Source organism: Streptomyces sp. NRRL F-6676 (assembly GCF_000725625.1).
GTDB lineage: Bacteria > Actinomycetota > Actinomycetes > Streptomycetales > Streptomycetaceae > Streptomyces.
This window is the reverse complement of record NZ_JOHS01000060.1, coordinates 52382-70580: the sequence shown is the minus strand read 5'-3', so window position 1 is coordinate 70580 and position 18199 is coordinate 52382. Positions and strand designations below refer to the sequence as shown.

General features: G+C 74.8%; 17 protein-coding genes. 12 read left to right on the top strand and 5 right to left on the bottom strand.

Going from position 1 to position 18199, the window contains the following annotated elements; genetic code table 11:
• From IO29_RS27105 to IO29_RS27095, 3 genes are all read left to right on the top strand, one after another.
• Positions 1–1327, top strand: a 1327-nt coding sequence (locus IO29_RS27105; RefSeq protein WP_037840604.1) for a tetratricopeptide repeat protein, incomplete at its 5' end; no start/stop codon positions are given.
• Positions 1324–2862, top strand: coding sequence for a sulfite exporter TauE/SafE family protein (locus IO29_RS27100; protein ID WP_030383365.1), 1539 nt, complete (start codon positions 1324–1326; stop codon positions 2860–2862). The genes IO29_RS27105 and IO29_RS27100, both read left to right, overlap by 4 nt.
• Before the next feature lie 51 nt (positions 2863–2913).
• Complete coding sequence (locus tag IO29_RS27095; RefSeq protein WP_030383364.1) at positions 2914–4485, top strand: serine/threonine-protein kinase; 1572 nt, start codon at positions 2914–2916, stop codon at positions 4483–4485.
• Positions 4486–4568: 83 nt separating this feature from the next.
• On the opposite strand, the gene IO29_RS27090 is transcribed toward IO29_RS27095, so the two are convergent.
• The gene (locus IO29_RS27090) at positions 4569–5375 is read right to left on the bottom strand and encodes an SGNH/GDSL hydrolase family protein (RefSeq protein WP_030383363.1); all 807 of its coding nucleotides are present in this window, start codon (positions 5373–5375) and stop codon (positions 4569–4571) included.
• Between the two features lie 273 nt (positions 5376–5648).
• Between IO29_RS27090 and IO29_RS27085 the strand changes: the two genes are divergently transcribed.
• Both IO29_RS27085 and IO29_RS27080 read left to right on the top strand, forming a co-directional pair.
• On the top strand, positions 5649–6824 hold the full coding sequence (locus IO29_RS27085) for a DUF5925 domain-containing protein (protein ID WP_234307708.1): 1176 nt from the start codon (positions 5649–5651) through the stop codon (positions 6822–6824).
• A 206-nt stretch (positions 6825–7030) separates the two neighbouring features.
• Positions 7031–7819, top strand: coding sequence for a DUF72 domain-containing protein (locus IO29_RS27080; RefSeq protein WP_030383361.1), 789 nt, complete (start codon positions 7031–7033; stop codon positions 7817–7819).
• 44 nt (positions 7820–7863) lie between these two features.
• On the opposite strand, the gene IO29_RS27075 is transcribed toward IO29_RS27080, so the two are convergent.
• Positions 7864–8241 carry a GntR family transcriptional regulator gene (locus IO29_RS27075; RefSeq protein WP_030383360.1) on the bottom strand — a complete coding sequence of 126 codons (378 nt, stop codon included), beginning with the start codon at positions 8239–8241 and terminating at the stop codon, positions 7864–7866.
• A 72-nt stretch (positions 8242–8313) separates the two neighbouring features.
• Here IO29_RS27075 and IO29_RS27070 point away from each other — a divergent pair, with 72 nt between their 5' ends.
• Positions 8314–9249: a GNAT family N-acetyltransferase gene (locus IO29_RS27070; protein WP_030383359.1), complete on the top strand. Its 936-nt coding sequence runs from the start codon at positions 8314–8316 to the stop codon at positions 9247–9249.
• Positions 9230–9733, top strand: a complete 504-nt coding sequence (locus IO29_RS27065; RefSeq protein ID WP_030383358.1) for a ribonuclease FAU-1 family protein — start codon at positions 9230–9232, stop codon at positions 9731–9733. Before IO29_RS27070 ends, IO29_RS27065 begins: the two co-directional genes overlap by 20 nt.
• Here IO29_RS27065 and IO29_RS27060 read toward each other — a convergent pair.
• Complete coding sequence (locus IO29_RS27060) at positions 9726–10340, bottom strand: class I SAM-dependent methyltransferase (RefSeq protein ID WP_030383357.1); 615 nt, start codon at positions 10338–10340, stop codon at positions 9726–9728. The two genes, IO29_RS27065 and IO29_RS27060, sit on opposite strands and share 8 nt — an antisense overlap.
• Before the next feature lie 138 nt (positions 10341–10478).
• On the opposite strand from IO29_RS27060, the gene IO29_RS40115 reads away from it, so the two are divergent.
• Both IO29_RS40115 and IO29_RS27055 read left to right on the top strand, forming a co-directional pair.
• A complete protein-coding gene (locus IO29_RS40115; RefSeq protein WP_267882008.1) occupies positions 10479–10613 on the top strand; it encodes a hypothetical protein in 135 nt (44 codons plus the stop codon).
• Positions 10614–10854: 241 nt separating this feature from the next.
• Positions 10855–11928 (top strand): lytic polysaccharide monooxygenase auxiliary activity family 9 protein, encoded by a 1074-nt coding sequence (locus tag IO29_RS27055; RefSeq protein ID WP_030994070.1) that lies wholly within the window; start codon positions 10855–10857, stop codon positions 11926–11928.
• A 146-nt stretch (positions 11929–12074) separates the two neighbouring features.
• On the opposite strand, the gene IO29_RS27050 is transcribed toward IO29_RS27055, so the two are convergent.
• On the bottom strand, positions 12075–12521 hold the full coding sequence (locus IO29_RS27050; protein WP_030381233.1) for a MarR family winged helix-turn-helix transcriptional regulator: 447 nt from the start codon (positions 12519–12521) through the stop codon (positions 12075–12077).
• A gap of 123 nt (positions 12522–12644) precedes the next feature.
• On the opposite strand from IO29_RS27050, the gene IO29_RS27045 reads away from it, so the two are divergent.
• The 3 genes from IO29_RS27045 (at position 12645) to IO29_RS27035 (ending at position 17887) form a co-directional block, all read left to right on the top strand.
• The gene (locus IO29_RS27045; protein WP_030381232.1) at positions 12645–13019 is read left to right on the top strand and encodes a cupin domain-containing protein; all 375 of its coding nucleotides are present in this window, start codon (positions 12645–12647) and stop codon (positions 13017–13019) included.
• 282 nt (positions 13020–13301) lie between these two features.
• A complete protein-coding gene (locus IO29_RS27040; RefSeq protein WP_030381231.1) occupies positions 13302–16916 on the top strand; it encodes a DNA polymerase III subunit alpha in 3615 nt (1204 codons plus the stop codon).
• Positions 16913–17887, top strand: coding sequence for a DNA polymerase Y family protein (locus tag IO29_RS27035; RefSeq protein WP_030381230.1), 975 nt, complete (start codon positions 16913–16915; stop codon positions 17885–17887). Before IO29_RS27040 ends, IO29_RS27035 begins: the two co-directional genes overlap by 4 nt.
• Here the strand turns inward: IO29_RS27035 and IO29_RS27030 are convergent.
• A complete protein-coding gene (locus IO29_RS27030) occupies positions 17873–18130 on the bottom strand; it encodes a hypothetical protein (RefSeq protein WP_030381229.1) in 258 nt (85 codons plus the stop codon). The genes IO29_RS27035 and IO29_RS27030 overlap by 15 nt on opposite strands.
• Between the last annotated feature and the right edge of the window lie 69 nt (positions 18131–18199).

The window sequence follows — 18199 nt, the reverse complement described above, 5'->3', positions numbered from 1 at the left end:
CCACCTCACCCTCTCCGCCACGGCCCTCGCCGTCGCCCTCACCACCGGCGCGATCGCCGCAGGCGCGACCCAGCCCCCACCCCCCACCACCGCCACCTCGCACCACACGACGACAACCACCCCCACTCCACAACTACTCACCGGCGACGACCTCGCCGCCGGCATAGAAACCCTCCAGGCACACCTCCGCACACAACCCCAGGACCCCACCGCCTGGTCCACCCTCGCCCTCGCCTACGTGGAACAGGCCCGCACCGAGGGCGACCCCTCCCGCTACCCCCAGGCGGACAAGGCCCTCACCCACGCCCTGAAGACCGACCCCCACCACGACCCCGCCCTCGCCGCCCGGGCCGCCCTCGCCGCCGCCCGGCACGACTTCCACGGCGCCCTGACGTACGCCGACGAGGCCCTCGCCGAGAACCCGTACAGCGAACGCGCCCTGTCCTCCCGCATCGACGCCCTCGTCGAACTCGGCCGCTACACCGACGCCTCGAAGGCGGCGGACCTCGCCGACTCCCGCCGCCCCGGCATCCCCGTCTTCACCCGCTACGCCTACGTCCACGAACTGCGCGGCGACGTCACCACCGCCCGCCGCGTCCTCACCCACGCGCTCGACACCGCCACCACCCACGGCGACATCGCGTACGTGGCCACCGCGCTCGGCCAACTCGCCTGGAACCAGGGCGAGTACGAGACGGCCCTGCACCACTACGCCCGGGCGCTCGCCGCCGACGACGGCTATCTGCCGGCACTCGACGGCCGCGCCCGCACCCAGGCCGCGCTGGGCGACCGTACGGCCGCGATCCGCGGCATGGAACAGATCGTGGCCCGCTACCCGCTCCCCCAGCCCCTCGTCGAACTCGGCGAGTTGTACGAGGAGCGGGGCGCCGAAGGCGACGCGGCCAGGGCCCGGGACCAGTACGCCCTGGTGCACGCCTGGGTCTCGCTCGCCCGCGCCAATGGCGTGGACGCCGACCTCGACACCGCGCTCGCCGCGGCCGACCACGGTGACCCCGGGGCCGCGCTCAAGGCGGCCCGCGCCGAGTGGAAACGCCGCCACACCGTGCACACGGCCGACGCGCTCGCCTGGGCGCTGCACGTCAACGGCAAGGACGCGCAGGCGCTCCCGTACGCGCGCCGGGCCACCGCCACCGGCTACCGCAACGCCTCCTTCCTCTACCACCGGGGCATGATCGAGCGGGCCGCCGGTCATCCGGACCGGGCCCGCGCCTCCCTGACGGCGGCACTCGACCTCAACCCGGGCTTCGCACCGCTCGGCGCCCGCACGGCACGTACCGCGCTGAAGTCCCTGGGAGCCGCCGAGTGAGGCCCCGTCACCGCGCGTTCACCGCCGGCGCCGGACTCGTCACCGCCGTCGCCGCGCTCGTCCTGCTGCCCGCCGGGCAGGCGACCGCGCATCCGCTCGGCAACTTCACCGTCAACCGGTACGACGGCCTGGTCGCCGCCCCCGGAACGCTGCGGGTCGACCACGTGGAGGACCTCGCGGAGATCCCGGCGACCCAGGCCGGGCCGGACATCGAACGGTCGGGCGGCCTCACCGGCTGGGCCCGGCAGCGGTGTGGCGAGGCCGCGCGCGGCAGCGAGGTGACCGTGGCGGACCGCGCCGCCCGGCTCACCGTCACCGCGAGCTCGGCGCACCGCCGCCCCGGGCAGGCGGGTCTGGACACCTTGCGGGTGGAGTGCCGGCTGACCGCTCCGCTGCCGGAGAACGGCACCGTCCGCGTGGCGTTCCGCGGCGCGGGCGGCACGGCTCCAGGACCCGGCTGGCGGGAGATCACCGCACGCGGCGACCGTACGACGCTCACCGGCTCCGACGTACCCGGGAGATCCGTCTCCCGCGAACTGACCACGTATCCGAAGGAGTTGCTGTCCTCCCCCGCGCACACCGCGCGCGCGTCGTTCGATGTGCGCCCGGGCGGCCCCGCGCTGCCCCGGGAGCGGCAGGACGACGCCCCGGCCGCCTCGGTGCTGCCGCGCGGCGCCGACCGCTGGACCCGCGCGCTGGACGGCCTGGTGGCCCGGCACGACCTCACCCTCGGCTTCGCCGCGCTCGCCGTGCTGCTCGCGGTCGGCCTCGGCGCGCTGCACGCGCTCGCGCCGGGCCACGGCAAGACCCTGATGGCCGCGACGGCCGCGGCACGCGGGGGCCGGGCCCGGCCGCGGGACGTCCTGCCGCTCGCCGCGTCGGTGACGGTCACCCACACCCTCGGCGTCGTCGCCCTGGGCCTGCTGGTCACGGCCGGTTCGGCGGCGGCGCCCTCGGTGATCACCTGGCTGGGCCTGGCGAGCGGCGCGTTCGTCACCGCGGCGGGCCTCACACTCGTACGCCGGGCCTGGCACAACCGACACGGACACGGACACGGGCACGAGCACAGCCACGGACACGAGGACAGCCACGAACCCACCCACACCCACACCCACACCCACGGTCACGAACACGCGCACGGTCACGAACACGCGCACGGAAACGGGCCCCCGCACACCCACCCCACCGCCCCCACCCTCCGCGGCACCCTGCTGCTCGGCTTCGCGGGCGGGCTCGTGCCCTCGCCGTCCGCCGTCGTCGTGCTGGTCGGCGCCGCCGCCCTGGGCCAGGCCTGGTTCGGGCTGCTGCTCGTCGTGGCGTACGGCGTCGGGCTCGCCCTGACGCTGACCGCGGCCGGCTTCGCCGTCGTCCGGCTCGGCGGCGGGGTGACCCGGCTGCTGGACCGCCGCCCCCGACGGACCGGCGGCGCGGCGGTGGCGTTGGTACGCCGGGCGGTGCCGCTGGGCTCGGCCTGCGTGGTCCTGGTCCTCGGCGCCGGACTGGTGCTCAGGGGGGCGGCAACCGCCCTCGGCTGAGCTACTTTGAACGGGCGTGGCAGGCGCACTCGACGCGACGGGGGGACGCCCGTGTCCGACGGAGAACCGGGCCCTGAGCGGGTGGTCGCGGGACGCTACCGGCTGTTGTCGCCGCTCGGCGAGGGCGGCATGGGAACGGTGTGGCGGGCCCGTGACGAGGTGCTGCGGCGCGAGGTCGCCGTCAAGGAGGTGCGCGCCCCCGACGGGCTGCCGGCGCCCGAGCGGGAGCGGATGTACGCGCGGCTGGAGCGGGAGGCGTGGGCGGCGGCCCGGGTCGCGCACCGCAATGTGGTCACGGTGTACGACGTGGCCGTGGCGGACGGCCGGCCGTGGATCGTGATGGAGCTGGTCCGCGGCATCACCCTCGCCGATCTGCTGGACGCCGAGGGCCCGCTGCCGCCGCGCCGGGCGGCGGGGATCGGCGCCGAGGTGCTGTCCGCGCTGCGGGCCGCGCACGCGGCCGGGGTGCTGCACCGGGACGTCAAGCCGGGCAACGTGCTGATGGGGAACGACGGCCGGGTGGTCCTCACGGACTTCGGCATCGCCCGGGTCGAGGGCAGCTCCGCGCTGACCATGACCGGCGAGGTGATCGGCTCGCCGGAGTTCCTGGCCCCCGAGCGCGCGCTGGGCCGGGACCCCGGTCCCGAGTCCGACCTGTGGTCCCTCGGCGTGCTGCTGTACGCGGCGGTGGAAGGCGCCACGCCGTTCCGCCAGGAGACCCCGCTGAGCACACTGCGGGCGGTCGTCGACGACGCGTTGCCGCCGCCGCGCCGGGCGGGTCCGCTGGCGCCGGTGGTCGAGGGGCTGCTGCGCAAGGACCCGGCGGAGCGGATCACCGCCGGGCGGGCCGAGGACGGCCTGCGGGCGATCGCCGCGGGCGACAACCCGCCGGTGGCCGGAACACCGTACCCCCCGACGCTCGCCGCCCTGGCGGACCCCGGCCCGCCGCAGCCGACGACGACGGCCGCGCCGGTCACCGCCCCGCCCCCTCCCGCAGCCCCGCGCCGCGACCGCCGTACGGTCGTCGTCCTCGTCGCCGGCGTCCTCGCCCTCGCGCTGGCGCTCGCGGGGCTGACCTACGCCCTGCTCGACCGGGGCGACGACGATACGGATACGAAGGGCGGCCGGGCGACGACGAGCGGGGCGGCGAGCGGGAGCGACGGCGGCGGTCCGCGACGGAGTACGGGCGGGAGCAAGGACACTCCGAGCCACAGCGGTCGTACGACGTCGGCGGCGCCGCCCGCGCAGTCGGTGAAGGTGACGATCTCCGGCGCCCGTCCGTACACCGGGCAATGCACGGCGGGCCGTCATGACCTCGACATCGAGCTGGACGTCACGGTGAAGCGGGTGCCCACGAAGGTGGAGTACCGCTGGAACACCTGGGACGGCCCGGTCTCGGACTGGCGCACGAAGCCGTTCGGCACCGGCGGAAGGGGTGTGCTGTGGAAGGACTCCGTCAGCGTCCGCGGCAAGGAGTCCGACGGCAGCATCTGGGCCGAGGTCCGCTCTCCCGCGCGTGCCACCTCCAACTCCCTTCCCCTCTCCGTGAAGTGCGTCGATCACACTCCGTCCACCAGCGACTCGCCCTCGCCCTCGTCCTCGTCCCCCTCCTCGGACGGCTGAGGGCCCGCCCTCGTCCTCCTCGGACGGCTGAGGGCCCGCCCGCGTGGATCGCGGACGGGCCCCCGGTGTGGCGAACCGGTCGTTCAGGCGAGGCTGTTCAGGACGGGCAGGTAGCCGCCGGACTGTCCGGCGGCGGTCGGGTGGTACGACTCGCCGATGTTGAGCAGGCTCAGGCTGTGCAGCCAGGCCGAGCCGGAGCACAGTTCGTGGCCGGTGAAGGTGGTGCGGACGTCGCCGAAGGCGAAGCCGTGGTCGGCGGCGCGCTTGGCGAGGGCGGCGTCCAGGTGGTCGGCCGCGTCGTTGATCGCGGCGCGCTTGGTCCCGGAGAGGCCGAGGCAGGTGGTGCCGAGCTGGTAGAAGCGCGGGTAGCCGAGGACCACCACGCGGGCGGCGGGGGCCTTGGCGGTGATCGCGGAGTAGACGGTGTCGAGCCGGCCCGGGAGCGAGGAGTCGACGTACGCCTTGGCGGTGTCGATCCGGGCGAGGCAGTCGGCGTCGGACTGGAGCACACAGGTCGTCATGACGTCGGAGAAGCCGGCGTCGTTGCCGCCGACGCTGATCGAGACGAGGTCGGTGGCCGAGGTGAGGGTGGCGAGCTGGCCGGACATGACGTCGCTGGTGGTGGCGCCGGAGCAGGCCAGGAAGCTGAACGAGGAGACCGAGTGGGCGGCCTGCCACAGGTAGGGGTAGGCCTTGGTGCTGCGCTTGCAGTCGCCGCTGGAGCTCAGATAGCTGCCCGAGCCGACGCCGGAGGAGTAGGAGTCGCCGAGGGCCACGTAGTCGGTGCCGGCCGCGACCGAGGACGCCTGCGCCGTGGCCACCCCGGTGAGGGTGAGGCCGACGGCGAGGAGGAGTGAGGTCACGTATGCCGCGATTCGGGAACGTCTCATGGAACCTCCCTTTAGCAGGATCTCTGCCACGACCGTGGTAGCAGCTACGCGTGTTGACAGGAAGTGCTCATGCCAAAATTGTTGACGACTGTTCAACAGCGGTAAGGCGCCGGTCACCTGCGCGTAGGCGTCCGCGCGGGGGCCGCCGGGGCGGTTCACCGGTACAGGTGACCGCGTGTCGTCGCCCCAGTTGACGTCCAGTCAGGCGGACGACCGGGCACGGGCCGGGAGAAACCCGGTGCGCGGGCCGCGTTCCTGACGGATCATGGCGACATGTCCGCGAACCCGTCCGAGAAGCCGCGGCCGCACGCCCGGCAGCCGCACGACAACACGTCCGCGACCCCGTACGAGAACCCGTACGACGTCCTGCCGGTCCGGCTCAACGTCGACGACTCCGACTCCCCGTCCGACGTCGTCGACGCGCTGTTCCTCGGCCGTTTCGCGACGGGCGAGCAGCCCTGCGCCCACGCGGCCACCATCGACCGGGTGCGGTCGGGCGCGTCCCTGCTGCCGCCGGGCGCGCGCGTACTGCGCACGGCACGCGACGACGACCGCAGCGCGACGCTCGCCGAGGGCGACGGCTGGACGCTGCTGATCTCCCGCTGGAACCGCGGCGCCGACGTCACGGTCACCGCGACCACCGCCGAGCTGGCGGAGGAGGTGCTGGCCCAGTCGACGGACGGCGCGGCCGACGAGCCGGAGCCGCAGCCGGAGGACGTCACGATGGGGTTCTGGCACCTGTCCCCGCGACGCGGCCCGCACCGCACCACACGGCGCATCTCGGCGGGTACGTGGGAGGAGACGCGGGGCAACTACACCGCGCCGGTGGCCGAGGCGATGGACGGTCTGATGAAGACGACCCCCGAGGACATCGCGGGCCGGCTGCTCCTGCTGCACGGCCCGCCGGGCACGGGCAAGACCTCCGCGCTGCGCACGCTGGCCCGCTCGTGGCGGGACTGGTGCCAGGTGGACTGCGTGCTGGACCCCGAGCGGCTGTTCGGTGACGTCGGCTATCTGATGGACATCGCGATCGGCGAGGAGGACGCGGGCGGCAAGGGGAGGTGGCGGCTGCTGCTCCTGGAGGACTGCGACGAGCTGATCCGCGGCGAGGCGCGGCACATGGCGGGCCAGGCGCTGTCCCGGCTGCTGAACCTGACGGACGGGCTGCTGGGCCAGGGCCGCAACGTGCTGGTGGGCGTGACGACCAACGAGGACCTGGAACGCCTCCATCCGGCCGTCGTCCGCCCCGGCCGCTGCCTGGCCCGCATCGAGGTGGGCCCCCTGACCCGCCCCGAGGCCCTCACCTGGTTGGGCCCCGACTTCCCCGACCGCGAAGCCGCCGTCCCCCGGGACGGCGCCACCCTCGCCGAGCTCTACGCCCTCCACCGGGGCACGACCCCGACATCGGTCCCGGACCAACGGGACAGGGAATCGGGCCTGTATCTGTAACCGCCCGGCGGGTGGTGCCCCTGATGGCGCCCCTGGGGGTGCCCCGGACGGGTACCGCCGGGGGCGCGGGGAACCGCGCGACAAGCCACGCCGCACGCGCACCCGCACCCGTATCCGCACCCGCACCCGCGCCCGCCGGTGAACCCGCCCACCCGAGCTCTCCCGCGCTCCTCCCCGCACACACCCCCCGGTGCTTACATGTCCGTATGCCCCTTTTCGTCGGCACCTCCGGCTGGCAGTACAAGGACTGGCGAGACGTCCTCTATCCCCCCACCCTCCCCACCACCCGCTGGCTGGAGGAATACGCCACCCACTTCACCACCGTAGAGATCAACAACGCCTTCTACCGCCTCCCCACCCGCGAGACATTCGAACGCTGGCGCACCCGCACCCCGCCCGACTTCGTCGTCGCCGTCAAGGCCAGCCGCTTCCTCACCCACATCAAACGCCTCCGCGACCCCGAGGAACCCGTACACCGTCTGATGACCCACGCCGCCGGCCTCGGCGACCGCCTGGGCCCGGTGCTGCTCCAGCTGCCCCCCACCCTCCGCGCCGACCCCGCCCTCCTCGACGCCTGCCTGGCCCGCTTCCCCGCCGGCACCCGCGTCGCCGTCGAACCCCGCCACGAGTCCTGGTGGACCCCGGCGGTCCACGAGGTCCTCACCGCGCACGCCGCCGCACTGTGCTGGGCGGACGTCCTCTCCCGCCCGGTCACCCCGCTGTGGCGCACCGCCGACTGGGGGTACGTCCGCTTCCACTCGGGCCGCGCCCGCCGCCGGCCGCACTACGGCCGGCAGTCCCTGTCGAGCTGGGTGCGCCGCATCGCGGAGGCGTGGCCGGGCGAGTCGGACGTGTACGCGTACTTCAACAACGACCCGGAGGGCGCGGCGGTCCTGGACGCGATGCTGTTCGCCCGGACCGCGCGGGCGGCGGGCCGGACGGTGACCCGCACCCCCCACCACCTGCCCCCGATGCGCCCCCGCCCCCCACGCTGAACCGAACGACCGTGCCGGCTCCCGCGCGGCGGCTCGCGGGGCCCTTACCCCCCGTACACCGCCCTCAGGGCATTCCGGACGGCGGCCAGCGCATCGTCCTCCCCCAGCCCCAGCCGCCGCACCCGCTCCGCGTACTCCCGCGCGGCCGTCGCGGCGGTCCGCTCCGCGGCGGAGCCGGCGGCGGCGACGTACGTCCCGTTCCGCCCCCGCGTCTCGATCACGCCGTCGGCCTCCAGCGCCCGGTAGGCCTTGGCGACGGTGTTCGCGGCGAGGCCCAGCGTCCCGGCGAGCCCGCGGACGGTCGGCAGCCGGTAGCCCACCGGCAACGCCCCCGACCGCGCCTGCTCGGCGATCCGGGCGCGCACCTGCTCGTAGGGCGCGCCGCCCTCCGTACTGTCGATGATGTCGATCTCCAGACTCACGTCCCGATTCTCGCGCAGCGCGGGAAATATTCGAAGGCGTCCGCGCCCCCGCTCCCCGTACCGTTCCGCGACATGACCCCGACCGTGACCGTGCACGCCCTGCGCCCCGACGCCGCCGCCGACTGCGCGGCCTTCGCCCGCATCCGCGACGAGGCGCTGCCCTTCGTCCTGCTGACCGGTGAGGCCATCGCCTACAACCTGCGCCACGCGCATCCGGACTCCCACTATCAGCCGCTGCTGGCGAGGGTGGACGGCGAGGCGGTGGGCTCGGCCCAGGTCGGTGTGGTGCACGACAGTCCGCAGCCGGGACTGGCGTATCTCAACATCTACGTACGCCCGGACGGCGAGGGCCGGGGCGCGGGTTCGGCGCTGGTGCGGGCCGCCGAGGAGCGGCTGCGGGGCCTGGGGGTGACGGAGGTGTACTCCTGGGTGCTGGACGCCCCGGCGAACCGCGCGTTCGCCGAGCGGCGCGGCTACCGGGCGAGCCGCTCGGCGCACTTCCTCCGTCTGGACCTGACGGACGGCTCCCTGCCGCCGTTGCAGCCCCCGCCGCCCGGCGTGGAGATCCTGCCCGGCACGGCGTTCGCCGCCGACCCGCGCCCGCTGTTCGCGCTCGACGCGGAGACGCTGGCGGACGAGCCGAGCGACGTGGACTACGAGCTGACGGACTACGAGGACTGGCTGAAGGGCACCTGGCACCACCCGCTGACCAGCCACGAGCTGACCTCGGTGGCGGTCGTCGACGGCCGCCCGGCGGCGTTCACCATGGCCCGTACGAACGGCGGCACCCGTTACGGCACGGTCATGACGGGCACGGCCCGCGCGTACCGGGGCCGGGGCCTGGCCAAGCTCGCCAAGAACGACTCCCTGCACCGGGCCCGCGCGGCCGGCCTCACCGAGGCCCTGACGGGCAACGACGACGGCAACGGGCCGATGCTGGCGATCAACAAGTGGTTCGGCTACGAGATCTGCGCGACGGAGGTGCGCCATGTCCGCACCCTCGCCTGACCGTGCCGCGCGCACGGTCGAGGTCGTGCTCCGCAAGGCGGGCCGCACGAAGATCCGCTACCCCGCGGAGCTCCTCGCCGACGACGGCCGCCGGATCACCGTACGGGCCTCCTGGTCGAACCCCGGGGTACGCGACTTCGGCTTCGTCCGCTTCGCGCCGGGCGACGTCCTCACCGAGCACTACTGGCGCGACCGCTGGTACGCGGTCAAGGAGGTCCGCGACGCCACCGGCACCCTGAAGGGCTGGTACTGCGACATCACCCGCCCCGCCGCCCTGACCGGCACGGAACTCGTCTCGGAGGACCTGGAGCTGGACCTGTGGCGCTCGGCCGACGGCACGACGGTCCTCCGCCTGGACGAGGACGAATTCGAACAGAGCGGCCTTGCCCGCACCGACCCGGCGGCGGCCGGGGCCGCGCTCCAGGCCCTGGACTCCCTGGAGGCGCTGGCCCTGAGCCCCGCCTTCCCCGACCTCCTCAGCTGACCCCCACCACCGCGTACCGCTCGTCCGTCACCTCCCGCCCCCACAGCCGGGAGTCGCCCGACAGCCGCTCCACCGCCACCTCCGCGACGAGGGGCGCGAGCAGCCCGGTGACCCGCTCCGCCGGTATGCCGACCGGGCTCACCGTGCCCCACACCCCCTCGACCAGCACCAGCCGGCCGCCGGGCCGCAGCAGACCGTGCCAGCGCCGCAGGGCGTCCGCCGGGTCGGGCAGGGTCCACAGCACATGGCGGACGAGCACCACGTCGAAGCGCCGCTCCCCCACGGGCGGCGCCGCCGCGTCCCCGGCCAGGAACTCCGCGTCGCGGCCCGCGAGCTTGGCCCGGGCCCGGTCGAGCATGGCCGGCGAGAGATCGACGCCGGTGACGCGATGCCCCGCCTCGGCGGCGAGCAGCGACAGACTGCCCGTACCGCAGCCGAGGTCGAGCAGGTCACCGGGATCGCCGGGCAGCCAGCGGCGCATCCGTTCGGCCCAGGCGGCGCGTACCCGCGGATCGCCGAGCCCGTGATCCGGCTCGTCGTCGAAGGCGGCGGCCAACGCGTCCCAGTCGTCACCGGTGGCAGGTCCGTTCTCACTGTGGGTGCTCATGGGGTCAGCGTGGCAGGTGCCACTGACAGCCCAATCGTGACAAGCGCCACTGACATCGAGGGTGGGATGGGCCAGGCTCCGGGTAGAGGTCTAGCCCCGTGGGAACGCGGGACCTGGTGATCTCGCTAGGAGGCAGCCATGCGCCGGACAACCGTGCAGAAGCCGCTGAGGAAGTCGGCCTCCCGCCGCGTGCGGGAGGAATCCGAAGAGCGCCCCACCGAACGCCCCGAGATCCGCAAGGACATCCACCGCACCTGGTGGCCAGACGGCTGACAGCGCCCCCGTAGGGGCGCGGAACGTATCCATGTGCGGCTACCGCCGCAGAGGCGCGAGCGATCGCGAGGGCGACGGGGGCGAAAAAACGCCTCCCACCCCCTCTCCCTGAGCCCAGCCTGAGCACTCCCTTAACGCGAGCATAAGGATCCCCCTCCCCCGCCTCGAACAGCGGCTTCCCCCGTCCTCCGCGGCTAACTTGCTGACCGCACCCGCCGCCCAGGACCCCGAGGAGCCCCCCATGCCCGCCCCCAGCCGCCGCCCCCGCCGCCGCGTCACCACCACCCTCGCCCTCCTCACCGGCACCCCCCTCGCCCTGACCGCCCTCACCGCCACCCCCGCCGCCGCCCACGGCACGATGGGCGACCCGGTCAGCCGGGTGGCCCAGTGCTACGCCGAGGGCCCGGAGTCCCCGAAGTCCGCCGCGTGCAAGGCGGCGGTCGCCACCGGCGGCACCCAGGCGCTCTACGACTGGAACGGCATCCGCATCGGCGACGCCGCCGGCCGGCACCAGACGCTCATCCCCGACGGCAAGCTGTGCAGCGCCGACAACGACGAGTTCAAGGGCCTGGACCTGGCCCGCGCCGACTGGCCCACCACCTCCGTCAAGAGCGGCGCGTACACCTTCAAGTACCGCGTCACCGCCCCCCACAAGGGCACCTTCAAGGTCTACGTCACCAAGTCCGGCTACGACCCCGCGGGGCCCCTCGCCTGGAAGGACCTGGACCTCGACCACCCGGTCGCGACCGCCACCGACCCGGCCCCGGTCAACGGCTTCTACACCTTCTCCGGCACCCTCCCCCAGCGCTCCGGCAAGCACCTGCTCTACGCGATCTGGCAGCGCTCGGACAGCCCGGAGGCGTTCTACTCCTGCTCCGACGTCGACTTCGGCGGCAGCGGAACCGCGAACAGCGACGGCAACGACGACAGCGGCTCGGCCGACGCGGCCCCCGCCCCGGCCGCCTCCGCCCCCACCGACCAGCAGATAGCGGCCGGCACCGACAAGTCGACAATCGAGCACCACGGCCACGGCGACCAGGACGCCGACACCTCCGCGGCGCCCCGCCCCGCCGACGCCACGTCGGACGGCGCCACCGCCACCGGTACCACGACGGGCGGCGACACCACCGCCGAGGACACCTCGGCCAACCGGCCGAAGGCCGACGGCGCCACCGGGAACCTCGCCGAGACCGGCGCCGACGGGCACACCACGTACGTCGCGATCGGCGGCGCCGCCGCCCTCGCGCTCGGGGCGGCGGCCCTGTTCGCCTCGGTCCGCCGCCGCGCGACCCACGCGGGCCGCCACGGCCGCTGACCGAGGCACCCGGAACCAGGCACCTGCCGACGACACACCCACCAGCGGGGTCCGCCCGGCGGCTCAGGCCGGGCGGACCCCGCCCGCGGTTCCGGGCCCGGCGGCCCGCCGGCCCTCTCCGCACCCGCCCCCGGATGTCACGGACGTCACCACGTGGGCCGCACCGGCCCCCGCGGTGCCACCGTCAGCAACGCGCCCCGCAGTGCCCGCGCCCCCTGCTCCCCCAGCCGCTCGGCCCACGGCCGCACCGCCTCCGCCGCCGCCTCCTCCGCGGCCCGCGCGCAGGCCCAGCCGCGTCCGGTCATCACCACGAGCCGCGCCCGCGCGTCGTCCGGATGCGGCCGGCGTTCGACGTACCCCTTGCGCACCAGCTCGTCGACGAGCTGGCTGGCGGCCTGCTTGGTGACCCCGAGGTGCAGTGCGAGGTCGGTGACCGTCGCCCCGTCCGGAGCGAGCCGGGTGAACGCGAACCCGTGGGCGGGCCGCAGCCCCTCGAAGCCGCGGGCGAGCACGCCCTCGTGGATGCGCTGGGTGAGTTCACCGGCGGCGGCGAGCAGGGCGGCGGACAGGGCCAGGGCCTCGGGGTTCTCCACGGAGGCATTAGAACACCCTTGACGAATTGGTCAAGCTGCTTGACCATGGAGAGGGCAAATGGTCAAGCAACTTGACCAAGTAGCCACCCGCCCCCCAGTCCGCCCTCTCCACCGGAGGCTCCCATGCCCGTCGTCCGTTCGTCCGAGGCCGTGGTCCACGAGGTCCACGGCGCCCGTTTCGTCTCGTACGCCACCCCACGCACCGGCAGCAAGGAGCTGTGCGCCTGGCGGGTCGAGATTCCCGCCGGGGCGGCGGCGCCCGCGCACACCGTCAGCCGGGAGGAGGTCTTCCACCTGCTCGACGGCGAGCTGCTGATCACCCTCGACGGGCGGACCGAGCGGGCCGTCGCGGGCGACGCCGTGGTCGTCAACCCGGGTACGACCCTCGGCATCGAGAACCCCACCGGCCGCACCGCCGTCTCCTGGGTCACCACCTCCACCGGCCTGGAGGCGGAGCTCGCCGACGGCACCCGCCTCACCCCGCCCTGGGCCAACTAGTTCACGGAGGCGGGCCGTACCGGCGCCACCAAGGTCTGGGCCGACGGCGGTCACCCGCTTCGGCCACCCCCGTCAGGAGCGCGGGGAACCGCGCGAGCCCCCCACGCACCCGCACTCGAACACGCTCCCGAACCACCCCTGAACCACCCCCGAACCCCCTTTCCCGCAGGTGAGGCCCTGCCTGCGGGTTTCGTACGGACGTTCGAAGGTGGGGGTAGGGTGGGGTAGGGAACGAATGTTCGAGTAAGGCGCGGAGAACGCGCCCGCGGGAGGTGTGGTGTCGTGCCGGCGTTCACGCATCTGCGCACCGCCTCCGGGTTCTCCCTGCGCTACGGCGCCTCGCACCCCGAACGGCTGGCCGAGCAGGCCGGCGAGCGCGGGATGGACGCCCTCGCGCTGACCGATCGGGACACCCTCGCCGGCGCCGTCCGGTTCACCCGCGCGTGCGCCAAGGCCGGGGTCCGCCCGCTGTACGGCGTGGACCTGGCCGTCGCCCCGTACGGCCCCGCCCCGAAGGGGCGCCGCCGCACCCCCGTCCGCGGCGGCGCCTTCGTGGACGAGTCCGCCCCGCGCGTCACCTTCCTCGCCCGGGACGGCGCCCCCGGCTGGGCCGATCTATGCAGAATCGTTTCGGCGGCCCATGCCGGCCGTACCCCCGGCGACGGCCCCCCGCTGCTGCCGCAGGACGCCAACCACGGCGACGGCCTCACCGTCCTCCTCGGCCCCGACTCCGACGTCGGCCGCGCCCTCGCCGCCGGCCGCCCCGACCGCGCCGCCCGGCTGCTCGCGCCCTGGCGCGAGACGTACGGCGCCGCCCTGCGCCTGGAGGCCGTCTGGCACGGCCGCACCGGCACCGGACCCGGCTCCCTGCGCCTGGCCGCCCGTACCGTCGGCTTCGCCGCCGAGCAGGGTGTGCGGCCCGTGCTCAGCAACGCCGTGCGCTACGCCGACCCCGGCCTCGGCCCGGTCGCCGACGTCCTGGACGCCGCCCGCCGTCTGGTCCCCGTCGATCCCACCAAGGAGCTGGACTCCGGCGAGGCCTGGCTGAAGGACACCGCCGCCATGGCCCACGCCGCCGAGCGGATCGTGGAGGCGGCCGGCTTCCGCCCCGGGACCGCCCGCCATCTGCTGGAGCAGACCCGGGCCACGGCCGCCGAGTGCGTGGTCGACCCCGAGGACGACCTCGGCATCGGCACCGTCCACTTCCCCGAGCCCCACCTCGTCGGCGCCGACCGCCGCACCGCCCAGCGCACCCTCGCCTCCCGGGCGGCGGCCGGCATGGTCCGGCTCGGGCTCACCGGGCGGCGCGCGTACTGGGAGCGGATGCACCGGGAGCTGGACATCATCGCCCACCACGACTTCGCCTCATACTTCCTCACCGTCGCCCAGGTCGTGGACGACGTGCGCGGCATGGGCATCCGGGTCGCCGCGCGCGGCTCCGGCGCCGGCTCCCTCGTCAACCACCTCCTCGGCATCGCGCACGCCGACCCCGTCGAGCACGGGCTGCTGATGGAGCGCTTCCTGTCCAAGCGGCGCCCGGTGCTGCCCGACATCGACATCGACGTGGAGTCCGCGCGCCGGATCGAGGTCTACCGCGCGATCATCGACCGGTTCGGCGCCGAGCGGGTCGCCACCGTCGCGATGCCGGAGACGTACCGGGTGCGGCACGCGATCCGGGACGTGGGCGCGGCGCTGTCCATGGACCCCGCCGAGATCGACCGGATCGCCAAGTCCTTCCCGCACATCCGCGCCCGTGACGCCCGCGCGGCCCTAGACGAGCTGCCCGAGCTGCGCGCGCTCGCGGGTGAGCGGGAGCGGTACGGCAGGCTCTGGGAGCTGGTCGAGGCCCTCGACGCGCTGCCGCGCGGGGTCGCCATGCACCCGTGCGGGGTGCTGCTCTCCGACGCCTCCCTGCGCGGCCGTACGCCGGTCGTGCCGACCAGCGGCGAGGGGCTGCCGATGTCCCAGTTCGACAAGGACGACGTGGAGGAGCTGGGGCTGCTCAAACTGGACGTGCTCGGGGTGCGGATGCAGTCGGCGATGGCGCACGCGGTCGCCGAGGTCGAACGCACCAGCGGCGACCGGATCGACCTGGACGCGGTGGAGCCGGGCGATCCGGCGACGTACCGGCTGATCCGGTCCGCCGAGACGCTCGGCTGCTTCCAGATCGAGTCGCCCGGCCAGCGCGACCTGGTCGGCCGGCTCCAGCCGGCCACCTTCCACGACCTGGTCGTCGACATCTCGCTCTTCCGGCCAGGACCGGTCGCCGCCGACATGGTGCGGCCGTTCATCGAGGCCCGGCACGGCCGGGCCCCGATCCGCTACCCCCACCCCGACCTGGAGGAACCGCTGAAGGAGACGTACGGCGTCGTCGTCTTCCACGAGCAGATCATCCACATCGTGCACACCCTGACCGGCTGCGGACTCGACGAGGCCGACCGGGTGCGGCGCGGGCTCTCCGACCCCGACTCGCAGGGCCGCATCCGGGTCTGGTTCGCGCAGCAGGCGACCGCGCGCGGGTACGACGCGGAGACGATCGCGCGCACCTGGGAGATCGTCGAGGCGTTCGGCAGTTACGGCTTCTGCAAGGCGCACGCGGTGGCCTTCGCCGTCCCCACGTACCAGTCGGCGTGGCTCAAGGCGCACCACCCGGCCGCCTTCTACGCCGGGCTGCTCACGCACGACCCCGGGATGTATCCCAAGCGGCTGCTGCTCGCGGACGCGCGGCGGCGGGGTGTGCCGGTGCTGCCGCTGGACGTGAACCGGTCGGGGGTCACCCACCGTATCGAACTGGTGTCCGAGGACGAGGGGCGTGCGGGCGCCTGGGGGCTGCGGCTCGCCCTCTCCGACGTACACGGCATCAGCGAGGCCGAGGCCGAACGGATCGCCGCCGGACAGCCCTACGCCTCCCTGCTCGACTTCTGGGAACGCGCCCGGCCCAGCAGACCGATCGCCGGACGGCTCGCGCAGGTCGGCGCGCTGGACGCGTTCGGCGCCAACCGGCGCGACCTGCAACTGCACCTGACCGAACTGCACCGGGGCGCCCGCGGCGGGGGCGGCGGACAGCTCCCGCTGGCCGGGGGCCGGCGCACCGCCTCCGCCGGGCTGCCCGACCTGTCGGACGAGGAACGGCTCAGCGCCGAACTGGGCGTCCTCTCCATGGACGCCTCGCGCCATCTGATGGACGACCACCGCGCCTTCCTCGACGAGCTGCGCGTGCTGTCCGCACGACGGCTGCGCGACGCCCGGCACGGCGAGACGGTGCTGGTCGCGGGCGCCAAGGCGGCCACCCAGACCCCGCCGATCCGCTCCGGCCGCCGGGTCATCTTCACCACCCTCGACGACGGCACCGGCCTGGTCGACCTGGCCTTCTTCGACGACTCCCACGACACCTGCGCCCACACCGTCTTCCACTCCTGGCTGCTGCTGGTGCGCGGCGTCGTCCAGCGGCGCGGCCCGCGCAGCCTGAGCGTGGTGGGCGCGGCGGCCTGGAACCTCGCGGAACTGCTGGAGATACGCCGGCGGGAGGGGCTCAAGGGGGTGGCGGCCCGGCTGGCGGAGACGGGGACGGAGACCGCGGGCGCCGGCCGCGAGGACGGCGGCCCCGGTTCCGGCGGCCGGGTCCGGGCCGGGGCGGTCGCCGGGTCCGACGGGCTGCCGCGCCCGGCCGGCTCCGCCGCGCCGGACCCGATGGAACGCCGGCGGCGGGAACTGGAGCGGGCCGAGGAGACCGAGGGGGAACAGGACGGGGACGACGACCGGGGCGACGGCCGGGGGCGGCGCATCCGGATGCCCACGGGGTACGAGATGCACCCCTGGGCCGATCTGCGCCCCGCGGGCGAGGGCCCGCCGGGCGGAAGGAAACTGTGGCACCAGAGCCCGGGGAGTGCGGGATGACCATCCTCTGCGTACGTTTCCAGCTGCCGCCGGTGTACGAGGCGGCCCTGCCGGGGCTGCTCGGGCTGCTGGAGGAGTTCACGCCCGTCGTCGAGGCGCTGCCGCCGGACACGGCGCTCGCCGATCTGCGCGGCGCCGAGCGCTACTTCGGCCGGGACGCCGTCGAACTGGCCCGGCTGATCCGGGTACGGTCGCTCGCCCACCACGGGATCGACTGCGCGGTCGGCGCCGGGCCCGGGCCGATGCTGGCCCGCATGGCGCTGCGGGAGGCGGCGCCGGGCGCCGTCGTCGCCGTACCGGACACCGCGGCCGGCGTGACGGAGTTCCTGGCCGGACGGCCGGTACGGGCGCTGCCCGGCGTCGGCGGCGCCACCGCCCGCACGCTGTGCGAGTACGGGCTCGACACGGTGGGCAGGGTCGCCGCCGCGCCCCCGGCCACGCTCCAGCGGCTCGTCGGCGCCAAGGCCGGCCGTGAGCTGTACGAGCGGGCGAACGGCGTGGACCGCGGCCAGGTCGTCCCGAACGCGGTCGCGCGCTCCCTCGCCACCGAACGCTCCTTCGACCTGGACGAGCTCGACCCCGGCCGGCACCGGCGCGCGCTGCTCTCGGCGGCGGAGGAACTGGGCGTCCGGCTGCGCGCCACCGCACACGTGTGCGGAACGCTGACCCTCACCGTGCGCTACGCCGACCGCTCCGCGACCGTCCGCAGCCGGGCGCTGGCGGAGCCGACCGCGCACTCGGCGGCGCTCACCCGGACCGCCTACCGCCTGTACGAGGCGCTCGGCCTGCAACGCGCCCGGGTCCGCGGCCTCGCGCTGCGCGCCGAGGGGCTGACCCCCGCCGAGCGGGCCGCGCACCAGCTCACCTTCGATCCGGTGGACGAGAAGGTCCGCCGCATCGAGGAGGTCGCGGACCGGGTCCGGGCGAAGTTCGGCCCCGGAGCGATCGGACCGGGCTCACTGGCGGCGTGACGCCCCACGGCAGGCTCCTCCGGCCGGTTCCTCTCCGAGAACGCCGACGAGCGCACCGACCAGTACGGCGGCGCGGTCACCCACCGCATCCGCTCCGCCGTCGAGGTCGAGGTCGAGGTCGCCCCGGCGGTGGCCGACGAGATCGGCGCCGACCGTGCGGGCCCGACCGTGCGGGCCCGACAGGGCGAGCCGATCAAAGTGGTGGGGGCAGGAGCGCCAGGCCGCTCTCGCGGAGGTGCGCATAACCTGGTGGGTGGCGTGGTCTGCCGGCCCGCGACGAGTAGGCTGATCGTTCGCCAATCGGATCGGGGA